The organism is Sorangium sp. So ce131 (assembly GCF_051519095.1).
GTDB lineage: Bacteria > Myxococcota_A > Polyangia > Polyangiales > Polyangiaceae > Sorangium.
In genome coordinates, this window is the sequence record NZ_CP150455.1 from 9,058,237 (window position 1) to 9,072,661 (window position 14,425).

13 protein-coding genes are annotated in these 14,425 nt (G+C 69.4%); 5 read left to right on the top strand and 8 right to left on the bottom strand.

The features are described 5' to 3' along the window. Nucleotides 1-20 precede the first annotated feature (20 nt). Complete coding sequence (locus WMF43_RS32635) at nucleotides 21-1,127, bottom strand: zinc-binding dehydrogenase (RefSeq protein WP_437670785.1); 1,107 nt, start codon at nucleotides 1,125-1,127, stop codon at nucleotides 21-23. Further along, the gene (locus WMF43_RS32640; RefSeq protein ID WP_437670787.1) at nucleotides 1,111-1,800 is read right to left on the bottom strand and encodes a RibD family protein; all 690 of its coding nucleotides are present in this window, start codon (nucleotides 1,798-1,800) and stop codon (nucleotides 1,111-1,113) included. The genes WMF43_RS32635 and WMF43_RS32640 overlap by 17 nt, the downstream gene beginning before the upstream one ends. Before the next feature lie 350 nt (nucleotides 1,801-2,150). On the opposite strand from WMF43_RS32640, the gene WMF43_RS32645 reads away from it, so the two are divergent. Then, on the top strand, nucleotides 2,151-2,840 hold the full coding sequence (locus WMF43_RS32645) for a hypothetical protein (protein ID WP_437670788.1): 690 nt from the start codon (nucleotides 2,151-2,153) through the stop codon (nucleotides 2,838-2,840). 123 nt (nucleotides 2,841-2,963) lie between these two features. Here the strand turns inward: WMF43_RS32645 and WMF43_RS32650 are convergent, their stop codons facing one another. After that, nucleotides 2,964-4,244: an alginate lyase family protein gene (locus WMF43_RS32650; RefSeq protein WP_437670790.1), complete on the bottom strand. Its 1,281-nt coding sequence runs from the start codon at nucleotides 4,242-4,244 to the stop codon at nucleotides 2,964-2,966. A gap of 447 nt (nucleotides 4,245-4,691) precedes the next feature. Between WMF43_RS32650 and WMF43_RS32655 the strand changes: the two genes are divergently transcribed. After that, nucleotides 4,692-5,276 (top strand): TetR/AcrR family transcriptional regulator, encoded by a 585-nt coding sequence (locus WMF43_RS32655; protein WP_437670792.1) that lies wholly within the window; start codon nucleotides 4,692-4,694, stop codon nucleotides 5,274-5,276. Between the two features lie 98 nt (nucleotides 5,277-5,374). Then, on the top strand, nucleotides 5,375-6,127 hold the full coding sequence (locus tag WMF43_RS32660) for an SDR family oxidoreductase (RefSeq protein ID WP_437670794.1): 753 nt from the start codon (nucleotides 5,375-5,377) through the stop codon (nucleotides 6,125-6,127). Nucleotides 6,128-6,142: 15 nt separating this feature from the next. Here WMF43_RS32660 and WMF43_RS32665 read toward each other — a convergent pair whose 3' ends face one another. Together WMF43_RS32665 and WMF43_RS32670 are read right to left on the bottom strand one after the other, a co-directional pair. Further along, nucleotides 6,143-6,274 (bottom strand): hypothetical protein, encoded by a 132-nt coding sequence (locus WMF43_RS32665; protein WP_437670796.1) that lies wholly within the window; start codon nucleotides 6,272-6,274, stop codon nucleotides 6,143-6,145. 141 nt (nucleotides 6,275-6,415) lie between these two features. Next, nucleotides 6,416-7,036, bottom strand: a complete 621-nt coding sequence (locus WMF43_RS32670; RefSeq protein WP_437670797.1) for a winged helix-turn-helix transcriptional regulator — start codon at nucleotides 7,034-7,036, stop codon at nucleotides 6,416-6,418. 87 nt (nucleotides 7,037-7,123) lie between these two features. Between WMF43_RS32670 and WMF43_RS32675 the strand changes: the two genes are divergently transcribed. After that, on the top strand, nucleotides 7,124-7,693 hold the full coding sequence (locus tag WMF43_RS32675; protein WP_437670799.1) for a dihydrofolate reductase family protein: 570 nt from the start codon (nucleotides 7,124-7,126) through the stop codon (nucleotides 7,691-7,693). Between the two features lie 253 nt (nucleotides 7,694-7,946). Here the strand turns inward: WMF43_RS32675 and WMF43_RS32680 are convergent, their stop codons facing one another. Both WMF43_RS32680 and WMF43_RS32685 read right to left on the bottom strand, forming a co-directional pair. Then, on the bottom strand, nucleotides 7,947-9,929 hold the full coding sequence (locus WMF43_RS32680) for an ATP-binding protein (protein ID WP_437670801.1): 1,983 nt from the start codon (nucleotides 9,927-9,929) through the stop codon (nucleotides 7,947-7,949). Between the two features lie 127 nt (nucleotides 9,930-10,056). Next, complete coding sequence (locus tag WMF43_RS32685) at nucleotides 10,057-10,893, bottom strand: substrate-binding periplasmic protein (RefSeq protein WP_437670803.1); 837 nt, start codon at nucleotides 10,891-10,893, stop codon at nucleotides 10,057-10,059. Between the two features lie 1,006 nt (nucleotides 10,894-11,899). Between WMF43_RS32685 and WMF43_RS32690 the strand changes: the two genes are divergently transcribed. Continuing rightward, nucleotides 11,900-13,027, top strand: a complete 1,128-nt coding sequence (locus WMF43_RS32690; RefSeq protein ID WP_437670804.1) for a response regulator — start codon at nucleotides 11,900-11,902, stop codon at nucleotides 13,025-13,027. Here WMF43_RS32690 and WMF43_RS32695 read toward each other — a convergent pair. Continuing rightward, nucleotides 13,014-14,132: a lipase family protein gene (locus tag WMF43_RS32695; RefSeq protein ID WP_437670806.1), complete on the bottom strand. Its 1,119-nt coding sequence runs from the start codon at nucleotides 14,130-14,132 to the stop codon at nucleotides 13,014-13,016. The two genes, WMF43_RS32690 and WMF43_RS32695, sit on opposite strands and share 14 nt — an antisense overlap. Nucleotides 14,133-14,425 lie beyond the last annotated feature (293 nt).

Sequence of the window (14,425 nt, forward strand, 5' to 3'; positions counted from 1 at the left end):
CCTCCCTGTTGCCGCTCAGGCTAGCTGATCGTTCCCGCACCGACGCGCTGCGGCCCATAACAAAGCACCGTTTGCAGCCGCGCGCCGGGCTCTTCGGCGAGCTTCTGGTAGACCGACGGCGCCTCGTCGAACGGGACCGGCGGGTCCAGCAGGGCGTCGAGCGCCGGGTCCTCCAGGAGGGCGCACACGAGCGCGAAGCGCCGCGCGTGGTCCCAGCGCGGCGCGCGCTCCGGCGGTATGCTCGAGACCTGGCTCGCCCGGAGGCGCAGCCGCCGGCGGTGGAACTCCGCGCCGAGCGCGACCGGGCTCGTCCGCGCCCCGTAGAACGACGCCACGGTCACCGTGGCCTCGCGCGCCGCGTGCGCGATCGCCCGGTCGAGCTCGGCGGGATCCCCGGTCGCGGCGATCACCACGTCCGCGTCGCCGCGCGGCCGGTCCTCGTCGGGCCGGATCGCCGCGGCGGCGCCGAGCGCGAGGCCGGCCTTTCGCCGCCGCTCGCTCGGCTCGACCAGCCGCACGGTCGCGCCTGCGCGCCGCGCGAGCGCCACGACGAGCAGCCCCACGACGCCGCCGCCGAGCACCACCACGTTGTCCCCGAGCCCCACGCCGGCGTCCCACACGCAGGTGATCGCCGTCTCCAGGTTGGCGGCGAGCACGGCGCGCTCGCTCGGGACGGCGCGGGGCAGGGCGCGGGCGGCGCCCGGCCCGAGCCGGTGCGCCTCGCCGTGCGGCGCGAGCGCGAACACGCGGTCGCCCAGCGCGAGCGCGGCGCCCTCGCCGCGCGCGACGACCTCGCCCACCCAGGCGTAGCCGTAGCGGCGCGGGTAGGTCGGCGCGCCGGGCGGGTCGAGCGACGGGTCGAACGGCGTCGGCCCCTCGCCGCGGTAGAGTAGGAGCTCCGTCCCCTGGCTCACGCCCGACGCGAGCGCGCGCGCCACGACCTCGCCGGCCCCGGGCTCGCCCGGCGGGGCGCCGGGCCGCACTTCGACGACGCGGGGCCGGACGAACCACAGCTCCCGGGGTGCCGGCGCGGGCACGCCGGGTGACGCGGGCACGCCGGGCGGCGCCGGCGCGTCGGGCGGCGCCGGCGCGTCGGGCGGCGCGGCCGCGTCAGTCGGGATACCCAATGTCCCCTCGCAGGAGCACGTTGCCTCCGAGCAGCTCGACCGCCGGCTCGCGCAGGTCGATCGCCGACGCGAGCGGCGCCTCCCCCAGCGCGCCGACCGCGGGGATCGCCGTGTCCCCGAGCAGGCGCGGCGCGATCTCGACCTCGGCGCGGTCGGCGAGCCGCGCGCGCAGGAACGACGTCAGCACGATGCCGCCCCCCTCGACGAGCAGCCGCCGCACGCCGCGCGCGTGGAGCTCGGCCAGCGCGTGCGGCAGCGAGACGCGGCCGCAGTCGGTCGCGGGCACGAGCACGACCTCCGCGCCGCGCTCCTCGAGCCGCGCCCGCGCCCCGTCCGTCGCGCGCCCCGCCGCGCCGACGACGAGCACGCGCCCGGCCGCCGGCTGGCCGTTGCCGGACGCCGCGAGCAGCCGCGCGCGGTCGGGCACGCCGAGCGCGCTCGCCAGCACGACGCGCATCGGCTGCGGCCCCGCGCACGCGCGCACGGTCAGCAGCGGGTCGTCGATCATCACGGTGCGCGCCCCGACCAGCACCGCGTCGTGGTCCGCGCGCGCCCGGTGGGCGTGCTCGATCCCCGCGGGCGTGCTGAGCGCGACGCGCTCGCCCGGAGTCGCGATGCGCCCGTCGAGCGTCTGGGCGAAGTGGAGCGTGACCAGCGGGCGCGGCAGGATCATCGCCCCCTCGCGGGTGCGCGCGCGGCGCGGGCGAGCGGGGACGGCGTCGCCGTTCCGGGCCGAGAGCGGAGCCTCCGCGTCACGGCGTCACTCTAGTCCAGAACGCTCGATCCGGGGAGCGGGGCCGCCGTCTCCCGCCCGGCCGCCCGCCTGACGCCGCGCCTCGCTTGCGGCGCCGGGCCGCGCCTCCTTGCGGCGCCGGGCCGCACCTCGCCTCGCTTGCGGCGCCGGGCCGCACCTCGCTTGCGGCGCCGGGCCGCGCCTCGCTTGCGGCGCCGGGCCGCGCCTCCTTGCGGCGCCGGGCCGCGCCTCGCTTGCGGCGCCGGGCCGGGCGCTCTAATCGCGCCACGATGCTCATCGGCTGGCCTGAGCTCTCGGCGCGCTGCGAGCGCGCGGGCATCCCGCTGCGCGGCGGCTTCCACCCCGTCGCGGAGGACGGCGTCCCGGCGGACGGCGCGCGCGGCGCGGGCACGCTCGTCCTGCTCGGCAACGCCGGCCCGTCCATGTGGCGCGCGTTCTCGGCGGCGCGCGCGGCGGCGCCCGGCCTCGCGCTCGACGACTGGACGGCCGCGGTCGTCTCCGCGCTCGCGGCGGGTCTCGGCGCGGCCGCCCTGTTCCCGTTCACCGGCCCGCCCTACTGGCCTTTCCAGCGCTGGGCTCAGCGGGCCGAGCCGGTCTACCCGTCGCCCCTCGGCATCCTGATCCACCCGCGGTTCGGCCTCTGGCACGGCTACCGGGCCGCGCTCGTCTTCGCCGAGCGGCTGTCGCTCCCGCCGCGCGACGACGCGCCGAGCCCCTGCGCGTCCTGCGCCGACCGGCCTTGTCTGACCGCCTGCCCCGTGTCCGCGTTCTCGCCCGGCGCCTACGACGTCGCCGCCTGCGTCCGCCACCTCGACGTGGACCCGGGCGCGGCGTGTATGACCGGAGGGTGCCAGTCGCGCCGCGCGTGCCCCGTCGGGCAGGAGCACGTCTATCTCGACGAGCAGCGGCGCTTCCACATGCGCGCGTTCCGTCGCGCCATGCCGCCCGCGGCAGGTTGATGCCCGGCGCGCGCGGCGCCGGGCGGATTGACGGGCAGGGACAACCTCGCTCGCGCGCCGACGCGGGGCAGCCGCGCGAGCCGAGATGGCCAAAGCCCCCGCGGCGGCCGAGTTCCTCGTGCGCTACGGGTACCCCGCGCTGCCGGTGTCGCCGTGGGTGAGCGCCTCCCAGGTGATCTGCACGTTGGTCACGTCCCTGCTGTTGCCGGACTGCCCCCGGATGCGGTCGCGCACCTTGCGGCTCTCGGGCATCGTCTGGCCCTCGCGTCGGACGTAGTGGTTGTAGACGAGCTCCCAGACCGGGACGTCCTTGACCTTCAGCTCGCCGCCGCAGAGCGAGTCCTCTACCTCCACCTTGATGTCGGTCGCCGACGGAGACAGGTTCAGGAGCCTCGCCACGTACTCGAAGGACGCCTTGATCCGCTCCTCTTGCTCACCGTAGAGATCGACGCCCTGGAGCCCCGCCGTCTCTGCCGCGTAGACGGTCGAGGCGAGCCCCATCTGTGTATGCGGCAGATCGCGGCACGTCTCCTGCGTGTGGCCGGATCGCCCCGCGAAGTCGGACTGGCCGTACCAGAGCTCGATCAGCTTGGCGTCGGTGCTGTACCCCGGCGGGCGCTTCGGCAGCCGGCCGTCGCTCGCCAGGTAAACGTTGTAGGGCACGCGCTCGCGCCACATGGCGACGCCGCGATCGAACAGCGCGCGATCGTCGTTGTAAATGCCGATGTTGATCATCCCGTCCGCCATCGACAGGTTCCAGTTCGCCTGGTAGCCCCATCCGTCGCGGATCTTGGGGACGAGGACGTCGTTGAGCATCCGCCCGAGCCGCGCGGCCTCGCTCTCCGGCCATCCAGCGCCGGCGTGGCGGAGGATCTCGGCCGAGCGCGGGAACAGCTCCGCGAGCCAGGCGGCCTGCAGCGGACCGTTGTTCTGGCCGGGATCGGTGCGCACCTTGGCCGGGTCGAAGACGAGCTCCTTCAAGGTCGACGACCAGGCGTTCAGGATCGAGATGGCGCTGTCGGCGTACGCCCGGTCCCCGGTGTAATACCAGATCAGGGTTTGCGTGTACGCCGCGACGGCGTCGTCGCGCGACGCGGTGCAGCCCTGATCGAGCGGGTTCGATCCGTTGCCGCACTTCATCACGTCGACCGGGTGAGGCGTGTACGGGAGCCGCCCGTACCTGGTTCCCTTGGCCTTGTCGAAGTCGCCCTTCCACGGCTGCTGTCCAGCGGCGATCTTGGCCTTCACGAAGTCGAGCTGACCGCGCGACACGAGGACGCCTGGATGGCTGAAAGCCGCAGCGCCGCCGGAGTCTGCCGCCGCGGCGCTCTCGTCCCCGTCGCCGCTGGAGGCCGCCGGGTCACCGTCCGACGCCGATTCAGCGGCCCTATCGAGCGAGCTCACGCACTCCTCCCCCTCGCAGGCGCCTCCCGACGCGGTCTCCGTGGGGGCCAAGCACGCGCTGGGAGCAGCGACGACGGCGAGCAATGGAATCATAAGGTAACGCATGAAGTGAGTATATGGGCAGCCCGGATCGATGCCAGATGAATATACACCCTTCATGCTTCTTCATTGCGCTTGCAGCAAAAAGTTCTCTCATCCAACAAGCGGCGTGTTCGCGTGGGCTACGCCGGCGTCTTCGCATGCACAAGCGCGCCTCCTCACCTACACGCGTCGCCCTCGCGCTCATCTGCCCGTGTTCGTGCGGATGAACGCGGGCGGCGGCGCCGACCTCGGGGTCGTCGCGGACGCCGATCGCCCCCCCGCCGCCCGCCGTGAAGGGCTGCCCGCGGCCCACGAAGGGCCGACATTTTTCTGGACTTTTCAGTCCAGAACCATCATGCTCTCTCCGTGGCCCGTCCCAAGGAGTTCGATCGCGACGAGGCGCTCCGGCGCGCCATCCCGGTCTTCTGGGAGAAGGGCTTCGCCGGCACCTCGACCGAGGATCTCGTCCGCGCGATGGGGATCGGCCGCCAGAGCCTCTACGACACCTTCGGCGACAAGCGACGGCTGTTCCTCGAGGCGCTCCGCGCCTACAACGCCGACAGCGTCGCCGCGATCATGAAGAAGCTCCGGGCCGGACCGACGTCGCTCGCGGCGATCGAGCGTGTCCTCATCGATCTCGCCGAGGCGCGCGACAGGGCGCGATCGCTCGGCTGCATGGGCGTGAACGCCGTCTGCGAGCTCGCCCGCGACGACGACGAGGTGCGCGCGCTCACCGCGACCAGCGCCACGCTGCTCGAGGCCGTGCTGAAGGACGCCATCGACGAGGGCATATCGAAGGGCGACATCGCCCGCGGCATCGACAGCCGCGCGGCCGCTCGCTTCCTCGCGGCCACGCTCAGCGGGATGAAGGTGCAGGCCAAGGCCGGCGCGAACGCCGAAGCGCTCCGCGACGTCGCGGCCTTCGCGGTCCAGAGCCTGCGCCCGCGCTGAACGCGCGGCGCCCGCTCGGATCGCGCCATCGTCGCGCCCTATTCTGGACTGATTGTTCAACAATAACAACGACACCTCATGATGCGAAGGAGCTGAACATGAACGACGACATCGGGCCGCTCGCAGGAAAGAAGACGATCGTCATCGGCGGGTCGCGCGGCATCGGCGCCGCCGTCGTGAAGCGCCTCGCGCGCGACGGCGCGGCGGTCGCTTTCACCTACGTGAGCAGGCCGGATCGAGCGCGGGAGCTCGTCGCGGCCGTCGCGTCCGAGGGCGGGCGCGCGATCGCCCTGGAGGCCGACAGCGCCGACGCGAGCGCGCTGGAGCGCGCGATCGCCGAGGGCGCGGCGGCGCTCGGCGGGCTCGACGTCCTGGTGAACAACGCCGGCGTCCTGATCTTCGGCAACGCCGACGAGTACCGCCTCGAGGATTTCGACAGGATGTTCTCCGTCAACGTGCGCGGCGTGTTCGTGGCCGCGAAGGCCGCTGCGCGCCACCTCCCGCACGGCGGGAAGATCCTGGTCATCGGGAGCAACACGGCCGAGCGCGCGATGATGGCCGGCTCGGCCGTCTACGGGATGACGAAGGCGGCGGTCGCGCGGCTCGTGCGCGGGCTGGCGTGGGATTTCGCCCCGCGCGGCATCTCGGTCATCAATGTCCAGCCCGGCCCGACGACGACCGACATGAACCCATCGGACGGTCCGCACGTCGACTGGGTGCGCAGCGCGAGCCCCGAGAAGCGCATCGCCGATCCCGACGAGATCGCGCGTTTCGTCACCTATCTCGCCCGGCCCGAGTCGACCTACATCAACGGCGCGAGCCTGACCATCGACGGAGGCTTCTCGGCGTGATCGGGCAGCGCTCGGTCATCCTCTCGGCATCTCCATGCCGCCGATGTACGTGAGGATCCCGGAGAGGTTCGCCAGGGTCTCTTCGCCCACGAAGCACAGCTGCCCGAGGTCTTCCCGGGAGAGCTGCGCGCCATCGGCGGTCGTCACGGCGCCGAGCAGGGCGCCGTCGCTCGTCGTGTGGCGCCTGGCTGCCCGCCCCTCGCCCTGACTCCCAGCAGCGACGAGCCGTTCAGCTTCGGCCGCGCGACGAAGCTCGACGCCGGACCGACCGGCCCCTCGCTGGGGCGCTCAGGCGGGCGCGGGGCGCGCGAACGCGCCGAGAAAGCGCGTCGCGAGGGCGGTGTCGCCGGCGATCTCGACCCCGCGCGGCTCGCGTCCCGCGAAGACGACGGCGCGGAGCGCGCGCGCGGTTGTGGTGATCGTCGCGTCGGGCGCCTCCGGCTCGCCGCGCGCCACCGACAGGGCGCCGCACGTGATCTCGACCGAGAACGGCTCGCCGTCGAGGACGACCGCGAGCCTTCCGCGTGAGAGCGCGCCGGGGTCGAACGTGGTGCGGAGCGCGATCATCAGCGCGCTCGGGCTGAGCTCGCCCTGCGGCAGAGGGGCTGCCCGACTTCCCCAGCGGGCCAGCGACACGAGCACGGGCTCGAGCGCGCGCCCCCGGGGCGTGAGCTCGTAGACCGTCGCCGCGACGGGCGGCGCGAGCGCGCGCCGCTGCACCACGCCGGCGTCCTCGAGCTCCCGCAGCCGCTGCGACAGCACGTTGGGGCTGGCGGAAGGGAGCCCGGCGCGCAGATCGGTGAAGCGCCGCGGGCCGAGGAGGAGCTCGCGCACGACGAGGAGCGCCCACCGCTCTCCCACGCGGTCGAGAGCGCGCGCGATCCCGCACGGATCCTGGTAGCTACGCATGGGGTCCACGATGCAGTTTGACTTCAGGACCGTCCAGTCCTAATTTAGGACTACCACCTGCCAACGAGGTCGCGCGAGGAGATTGCGATGAGAAAGCTGACGGTGTTCGAGAACGTCTCGCTGGACGGCTACTTCGTCGATGTGCGAGGCGACATGAGCTGGGCCCACGCGTCCTCCGCGGGTGATCCAGAGTGGGCGCGCTTCACCTCGGAGAACGCGAGGCGCGGCCGGGGCACGCTGCTCTTTGGCCGCAAGACCTACGAGCTCATGGCGGGCTTCTGGACGACCGAGACCGCGCGCCAGCAGATGCCCGAGGTCGCCGAGGGCATGGCCCGGATAGAGAAGCTCGTCGTCTCGCGCACGCTCGAGCAGGTCGGCTGGACGAACGCCTCCCTCCTCCGCGGCGACCTCCTGGAGCGGATCGCCGCGATGAAGCAGGGCAGCGGCGAGCCGATCCTGGTGATGGGGAGCGGCACGATCGTGGCGCAGCTCGCGCGGGCCGGGCTCATCGACGGCTACACGTTCGTCATCGTGCCGATCCTGCTCGGCGGCGGCCGCACCCTCTTCGAGGGCCTCGACCACCCCATCGGGCTCCGCCGCGTGTCCGAGCGCACCTTCGAGAACGGCAACATCGTCGCGACGTACGAACCGAGGTGACGTTCGCGCCGAATGAGCACGCGCGCCACGGCGCGGCGACTCGGCGTTTCGGCCGCCCTCGGAGCCGCGCTCGCGGCGCCGGTCCCTCGGGGATGAGGTGGCGGCACGGGTCGTTCACGAGGCCATTGGTCGGCTGCTCGGGCCGCCGTCACCTCGCCATCGCAACGCGACTCTACGCGGGCGGCTGTCTTCCACGAGGGCGCTCCGGAACGCGGTCCGCGGAGCGCCCACTCCACAACGAAGCAGGTCCCACCTACGCGATGCGGACGTGCCGATCCTCCAATGCCTTGCAAAGCTGTGCGACTTGGTAGCCTTGCGCCAGTGAGCGCATCTGCCGGACCCAGGGCCCGCAGGGCGAACTCTCTGCTTCAATCCTCTGCAGCTCAGCCAGCAGTTTGGGAATGCGGCCTCGTTTGGCCAGATCCAAGAGCAGCGCAACATCTCGCTCTTGCGGCGGCGTGAGCGGCCCGAGCTCCGCGCCAGCTCCCGCGATCGCAGGGATCGTCTGCCCCTCGGCTTCGGCGCTGCTTTGTCCCCCGGATCCGCGGAGGATCCAGGTGAGGCCCAGGTGCTGCTGGAGCGCATCGAGCAAGGCTCGTGCCTGCACGGGTTTGGGCAAGAAACCATCGCAACCGGCGCTCAAGCTTTTGTCCCGCTCCGCGCCGGTAATGCTTGCTGACGACGCGAGGATCACGATGTCGCGAAGCTCGGGATGACGCCGCAGACGCCGCGTCGTTTCGTAGCCGTCGATGCCCGGCATCGCCAGATCCATCACGATCAGAGCCGGTTTGCCCTCTTTGCCCTCGAGGACCAGCCGGAGCGCGGTCTCGCCGTCTTCGGCCTCCATCAGCGTGAAGCCGACCGGGGTGAGCAGGTCGCGCACCAATGCACGGTTTTCCGTGTTGTCATCGACCACCAGGATCTTCCGACGTTCGCCCTCATAGCCAGCGACCAGCTCCCACGACAGCGCTGGCGTCGCGGCAGTCACGGTCCCCTCGGAGAAGCACAACGTGACGGTGAAGAGGCTCCCCTGGCCGAGTCGGCTTTCAACCTCAATCTGGCCGCCCATCTGTTCCACGATCTTTCGGGTGATCGCCAGGCCGAGGCCGGTGCCTGCGGCGCGTGCCTGCTGATCCCCCACCTGCTCGAAGGGCTCAAAAATGCGAGCCAGGTGTTCGTGGGCAATTCCAGGGCCCGTGTCTTCGATCTGGAAGCACAGCCGCAGCTCGGACGGATTCATCTTCGCGGCCGGCGCGCCCTGCACCTCGACGCGCAATGTCACCTGGCCTTGCTGGGTGAACTTGATAGCGTTACCCAGCAAATTGAGCAGCACCTGCATCAGGTGCTTCTCGTCAGCACGAATCGTGCAATGAGGACTGAGATCCCACGCATGATGCAGCGTCAAGCCCTTCGCCTGGGCGCTCACCTGGCACAAGCGGATAACCGTATTCAGGAGGCTCGGCAGGTGCACATCCCGAAGCACCAATTCCATCTTGCCAACTTCGATCTTGGCCAAATCAAGCACATCGTTGATAAGCATCAGAAGATGGTCGCCCGACTTGCGAATGATGCGCACTCCGTCATACGCGTTCGGCGGCAGGCCCGTCATGCGCTCCAGGATTTGAGCGTAACCAAGAATCCCGTTAAGCGGCGTGCGCAATTCGTGGCTCATGCTGGACAAGAAGTAGCTCTTGGCGCGACTGGCGGACTCTGCTGCTTCCTTGGCTTGAGAGAGCTTCTGTGCCTGGACCAGCAACTCATTGGACTGCTTATCCAGGAAGCGGTTCGATTTCAGCAGCGACACCATCAACCAGACCACCATCGAGACAAGAGAAATCAACACCAGCGCAACGAAGTTCATATAGATCGTAGCGCATCGCCAGCGCGCCGATATTGCTCCGATCTTCGCCCCGGCATACTCGAGATTTTCCGTGAGCTCATAAGTCGGGATCAGCTTTGCGGAAATCAGCAGAGACTCGAGCTCACTGCTCCGTTCGCCTGGAATGTCAATGAATATTTGCTGGTTATGATCGCGAATCCATATATGACTATAGTCGTTCGACTTTGCCGCCAAGCGCAGGTAGGATTCAGTTGGCTTCGGATCCAGGCTCCAGAGGGAATATGCGACCGCGCTGGCATGTCGAGTGAGCTCCTCTCTGGCATTCGCCAGGGCGCGGAGCTGGTTGACGGTGACAAACACGCAAAAGCAGGCAGCAGCGACGCCGGCGATTGTCACGGTTGTGAGGCTGAGGTCCGGGCGCAAGGGGTTCCGACGAGGCGCTCCGTCAACAGATCTGACAGCTGTACTTTCCATCATATTACTCACGCGCCATCGCCTTGCCGCCAGCTGTCATTAGCACGATCTAGTTACTTGCTTTCATGTAACGCTGATCAGCCATGATCGCGTCGAGCGTGCCATCGGCGCGAATCAGCTGAAACCCTTGATTCATCGTTCTCACGATCTCCCACGGTCGTTTCGCTTTCCTTGAGACCAAGTAGTAATTCCAGTTCCTGCTGACTGGAGGCTGCATGAATTCCACTTCGTTCACATGAGGAACGAGCTGCGACTCATTCTTCATGTAATACTCTGCTGTGTACTTATCGATCATCACGAGATCGAGCCGATCTTCGATGAGCATTCTCAGGAGCGAGGCTTCGTTTGGTACGCTTGTTTTTTGCAAGTAGGAAGCATTCTCGAATCCCTGCTCATAAGTGTACTCAGCGACCACGCCGATCCGGTACGGCGCGAGCGGTCGGTAAGTCTTGTCCATGTCTTCCGAATGAACGGAATACGGCAAATTGCGATTCTTCAGCTTGACGAATCCGGAATAGGTTTCCCAGAGCGGGTCACTGTATATAAAATGCTCCTCCCGCTTCTTTCCATAATAGTCTGAGCCAAGGACGTCGACGTCTCCGTTTTCAGCAAGAATGACGGCGCGCTTCCATGGGTAGAATTTGATGTCGGCCTGGTAGCCGACCCGTTCCAGCGCAGTGCGTAGCGCCACGGAGAAACAGCCTCCCCCCTCAAGCGACTCACCGTGAAAAGGGAGCCAATCGGTGGATGCGATCGTGATGACGGGTCGCCCGTTCGCCCCGGTGGTTCCTTCTCTCTCTTTCGAGTCATGTGTGATGGATACCGGTGATGGCTCCCATCGGGACCATAAGAACAGGATGACTGCTGCGACCAGGGGAACCGCCACGCCCAGAATTATTTTGGACCTCACTGTCCCTACCTCCATGGCGCGGGCTTGGCCCGCAAGCCAAGCGGAGCGCTGCCCCGCACCTGGCGGGGGCTACGGCCCTTCGACCCCGAGACAGCACCGTGGTCCTCGCTGCGCTCGGCGGCGTGGTTGCCGTCAGAAGGGTCGGCAGCAACGCGCTCGCTGTGAAGCACGGCAGCGAGCCTTTTGCCCACGAATGCCCGCTCCAGCGGCTGCCAAAAGACGGGCCGGCCCAGCGTCCAACGGCCATACCCCCGCCCGCATGGCCTCGAGCGTGCCAGTCGCGAGCGCAGCCAAGAAGCCAACGACTTCCTCTGCCGGAACTGCGAAAGCATCCAGCTTTCCCCCCCCAGGTCGCGAAAGTATCACACTTCAAAGCCATCATGTACTGGATTCTCGTGAGCGTGACGGCGTGGGACGGCGTGGTAGGCAAAACTACAGTCAGTCACGCGCCTGCGCAGGGGGCGTCGCGCGAAGAGGCCGCCGGAGCTGAGGAGGAGACGGCGGGTCTCCTGCGCGGGGCGCACGAGTCGTCGTCGTCGATGCCATGCTCGCTGGCCCGGGGCGACGCTGCCGCCCTGCCGTGGTGGACGCTGAAGCTTCTAAAGACGGCCAGTTGAGTTAGCGCCGCAACCGTCTGCCCCGACACGGGGCAGCTCCGCTTTTCCACGCGGAGCGAGCAGCTCGATCTCGGCGTCTTCCGGGTCGCCTGCTACTGAGCCCCCGCCCCGACGATGGCACATGGGGCGTGGCAGGCGGCAGCGCCGGGCGGTCCACATCAGCCGTGGCGTTCCCACCTGCGGCGCTTGCACGCTCGCGGCGGCGCCGCCGCGTCGCCTCGCGTCCCATCGACTCGTCGCGCAGCCGAGGATCTTGCCGTCCGTGACGAGGACGGATAGGGATGGAGACCCGGGCGGGATCAGGCAAGCTCGGCGAACGAGTGACGGCGAACGAGTGACGGCGAACGAGTGATGGCGAACGAGTGATGGCGAACGACCCGCTCATCTTGATTGTGGACGACACCCCAGCCAACCTCGATGTCCTCTGCAATTTGCTCATAGGCGCGGGCTTCGAGGTCGCGGCCGCCACGAACGGCAGCACGGCCGTCGCTCTGGCCGAGCGAGATCCGCCAGCGCTCGTCCTCCTGGACATCGAGCTGCCTGGAATCGATGGATTCGAGACGTTGAGGCAGTTCAAGGAGAACCCGACAACCCGTGAAATCCCGGTCATCTTCATGACTGTGCGCACCGACAGCGCGAGCAGGGTCCGCGGGCTGCGCGCCGGCGCCGTCGATTACGTCACCAAGCCGTTCGAGGCCGAGGAGATCCTCGCCCGCGTCAACGTGCACGTCGAGCTCCAGGCGCTGCACCGGAAGCTGGCCGACAGCCACGCGCACCTCCTCCAGGAGAACCGTGAGCGCGCAGCGGCCCAGGCGTCGCTGACCGAGCTGACCCACGATCTCGAGCAGCGGGTCGAGGCGCGCACGGCCGAGCTCGAGCGTGCGCTGCGCGCGCTCGAGGAGGCCCGGGCAGAGCTCGAGAAGGCGAACGAGGCGCTCCAGCGGGAGGCCGCGGTGCGCGCCGGCGAGCTCCGCGACGTCAAGGGGCAGCTCGAGTCCGAGCTGGTCGAGCGGCAGCGGTCCGAGCGGGAGCGGCTGGCGCTCCAGGACGAGATCATCGCCGTGCAGCGGGCGAGCCTCGCGGAGCTCTCCACGCCGCTCATTCCGATCACCGACACGGTCATGATCATGCCGATGATCGGGACGATGAGCGAGGAGCGCGCCCAGCAGATGCTCGAGACCGCGCTCTCGGGGGTCCACACGCACGGCGCAGAGGTCGTGCTCATCGACGTCACCGGCCTGAAGCTCGTGGATACACACGTCGCGAGCATGCTTGTCCGGACGGCGGACGCCCTCCGCCTGCTCGGCGCGCGGGCGGTGCTCACCGGCATCCGCCCCGAGCTGGCGCAGGCGCTGAGCGGCCTCGAGTTCGACCTCGGCGACATCGTCGTTCGCGGCACGCTGAAGGGCGGGATCGCGTACGCCCTCGACCGCTCGACGGGGCACGGCTCAGGCGTCAGCGCTCGGCGCGATGCCTCGACTAGTCGAACCTGAACCGGAAGAGGGCCGGCTGGCTCGTGCCCTGCTGCGACGCCCTCACGTAATTGGCCGGCGAGTGGTCGCCCCACGAGAAGGGCACCGGGATCCAGCTGATGATGGGCAGCTGTTGCTTGACCCAGGCGAACACGCCGACGGCCGCGCTCACGAGGATCGTGCGCGTCTGGCTCACGGCCTTGCTCTCGTACGTCCATCCCTCGCCCGCCGAGCGGTACTCTCTCCCGACGTGCGTGAAGCGCCCTGTCGAGAGCGGCGGCAGGCGCGGCACGATGTCGTTCGCGTAGACAAAGCGAAAGAGCCTGTCCCCGAAGAGCTCTCTGGCTCTGGCAGCGAAGACCGAATCGCCGACCATCGGCTGCCCGAAGGTATAGACCCCGCGGAGGAGCCGCCGGATCTCGCCGTACCTGCCGTCCGTGAACAGCCGCGCGGCCGCGAGGAGCGCCATCGCTGCGCCCAGGCTATGTCCGGTGATGTAGAACGCCTCCAGCTTGCCCGGAGCCTCCGGGGTGGCCCCGGCGTCCACGCTCGACGCGGCGCCCGCGCTCGACCCGTCGTCGGGACGCGGGCAGCCTCCGGTGACCGGTAGGACATCCTGGACGTTCCGGCCGCGCAGCGCCGCGTCGAGGTGCCTGGCGATGACATCCCACATCACCTCGATGTTGTTCGCGAAACCGCCATGGACGCGCCCGAGCGCGAAGAACCGCTGCGACGCGACGCTCGCGTCGGTGAGCCAGTTGAAGATGTTCCCCGGCTCCGTCCCCTTGATGCACAGGATGAGCAGCCGCCTGCACCTGCTCTGGATGAAGGACACGTCGCTCGCCAGGAAGAGCGCGTTGTTCTGCACGCTGACCCGCTGAATATCCCACTCGCCGTAGACGGCCATCGCCTTCATCAGCGTGTCCGGGTCCGAGTACATCCACGCCGACGCCAGGGACAGGAGCAGCGTGGCCTCGGCGTCGGGCTCGCCGAGCGCCGGATCCACGCGCAACAGCCGCTGGATCATGCCTTGATCGGCGGCCGGGCCGATCGCGGCGTCCGGTTCGGAGGCCGCCGGAGGCCCCAGCACCTCCCGAGGCGGCGTGGCAACGATGGAATCCGTCATGAGCCCTCCCGTCATCGAGCTGCCTAGACTGGCAGGGACGCCGCCTCGCGCGAGCCGGACGGGCGAGCGTCCTGCGGCGCGCGGCGCGCGCCCTCGGCAGGTCTACCGCCGGCGAACCCTCGATGCCAACGGCGGCCGCCACGGCGCGCGCCGATCCACGAGAGTGGATGGCGACCAGGGCGGATGGGCGCCCGGACGCTCCGCCGCGCGACCATCCTGAACGGAGCCGCCTCGCTGCGCCTGACGACAGCCTCGCCGCTCTCGCTGCGCCGCGGGGCCGACCCCTGCGGATC

Bases quoted from the DNA above. Each gene is read 5' to 3' on its own strand.
- WMF43_RS32640 (WP_437670787.1), bottom strand. From the start codon at position 1,800: ATGATCCTGCCGCGCCCGCTGGTCACGCTCCACTTCGCCCAGACGCTC.
- WMF43_RS32645 (WP_437670788.1), top strand. From the start codon at position 2,151: ATGCTCATCGGCTGGCCTGAGCTCTCGGCGCGCTGCGAGCGCGCGGGC.
- WMF43_RS32695 (WP_437670806.1), bottom strand. From the start codon at position 14,132: ATGACGGATTCCATCGTTGCCACGCCGCCTCGGGAGGTGCTGGGGCCT.
- WMF43_RS32690 (WP_437670804.1), top strand. From the start codon at position 11,900: ATGGCGAACGACCCGCTCATCTTGATTGTGGACGACACCCCAGCCAAC.
- WMF43_RS32670 (WP_437670797.1), bottom strand. From the start codon at position 7,036: ATGCGTAGCTACCAGGATCCGTGCGGGATCGCGCGCGCTCTCGACCGC.
- WMF43_RS32660 (WP_437670794.1), top strand. From the start codon at position 5,375: ATGAACGACGACATCGGGCCGCTCGCAGGAAAGAAGACGATCGTCATC.
- WMF43_RS32675 (WP_437670799.1), top strand. From the start codon at position 7,124: ATGAGAAAGCTGACGGTGTTCGAGAACGTCTCGCTGGACGGCTACTTC.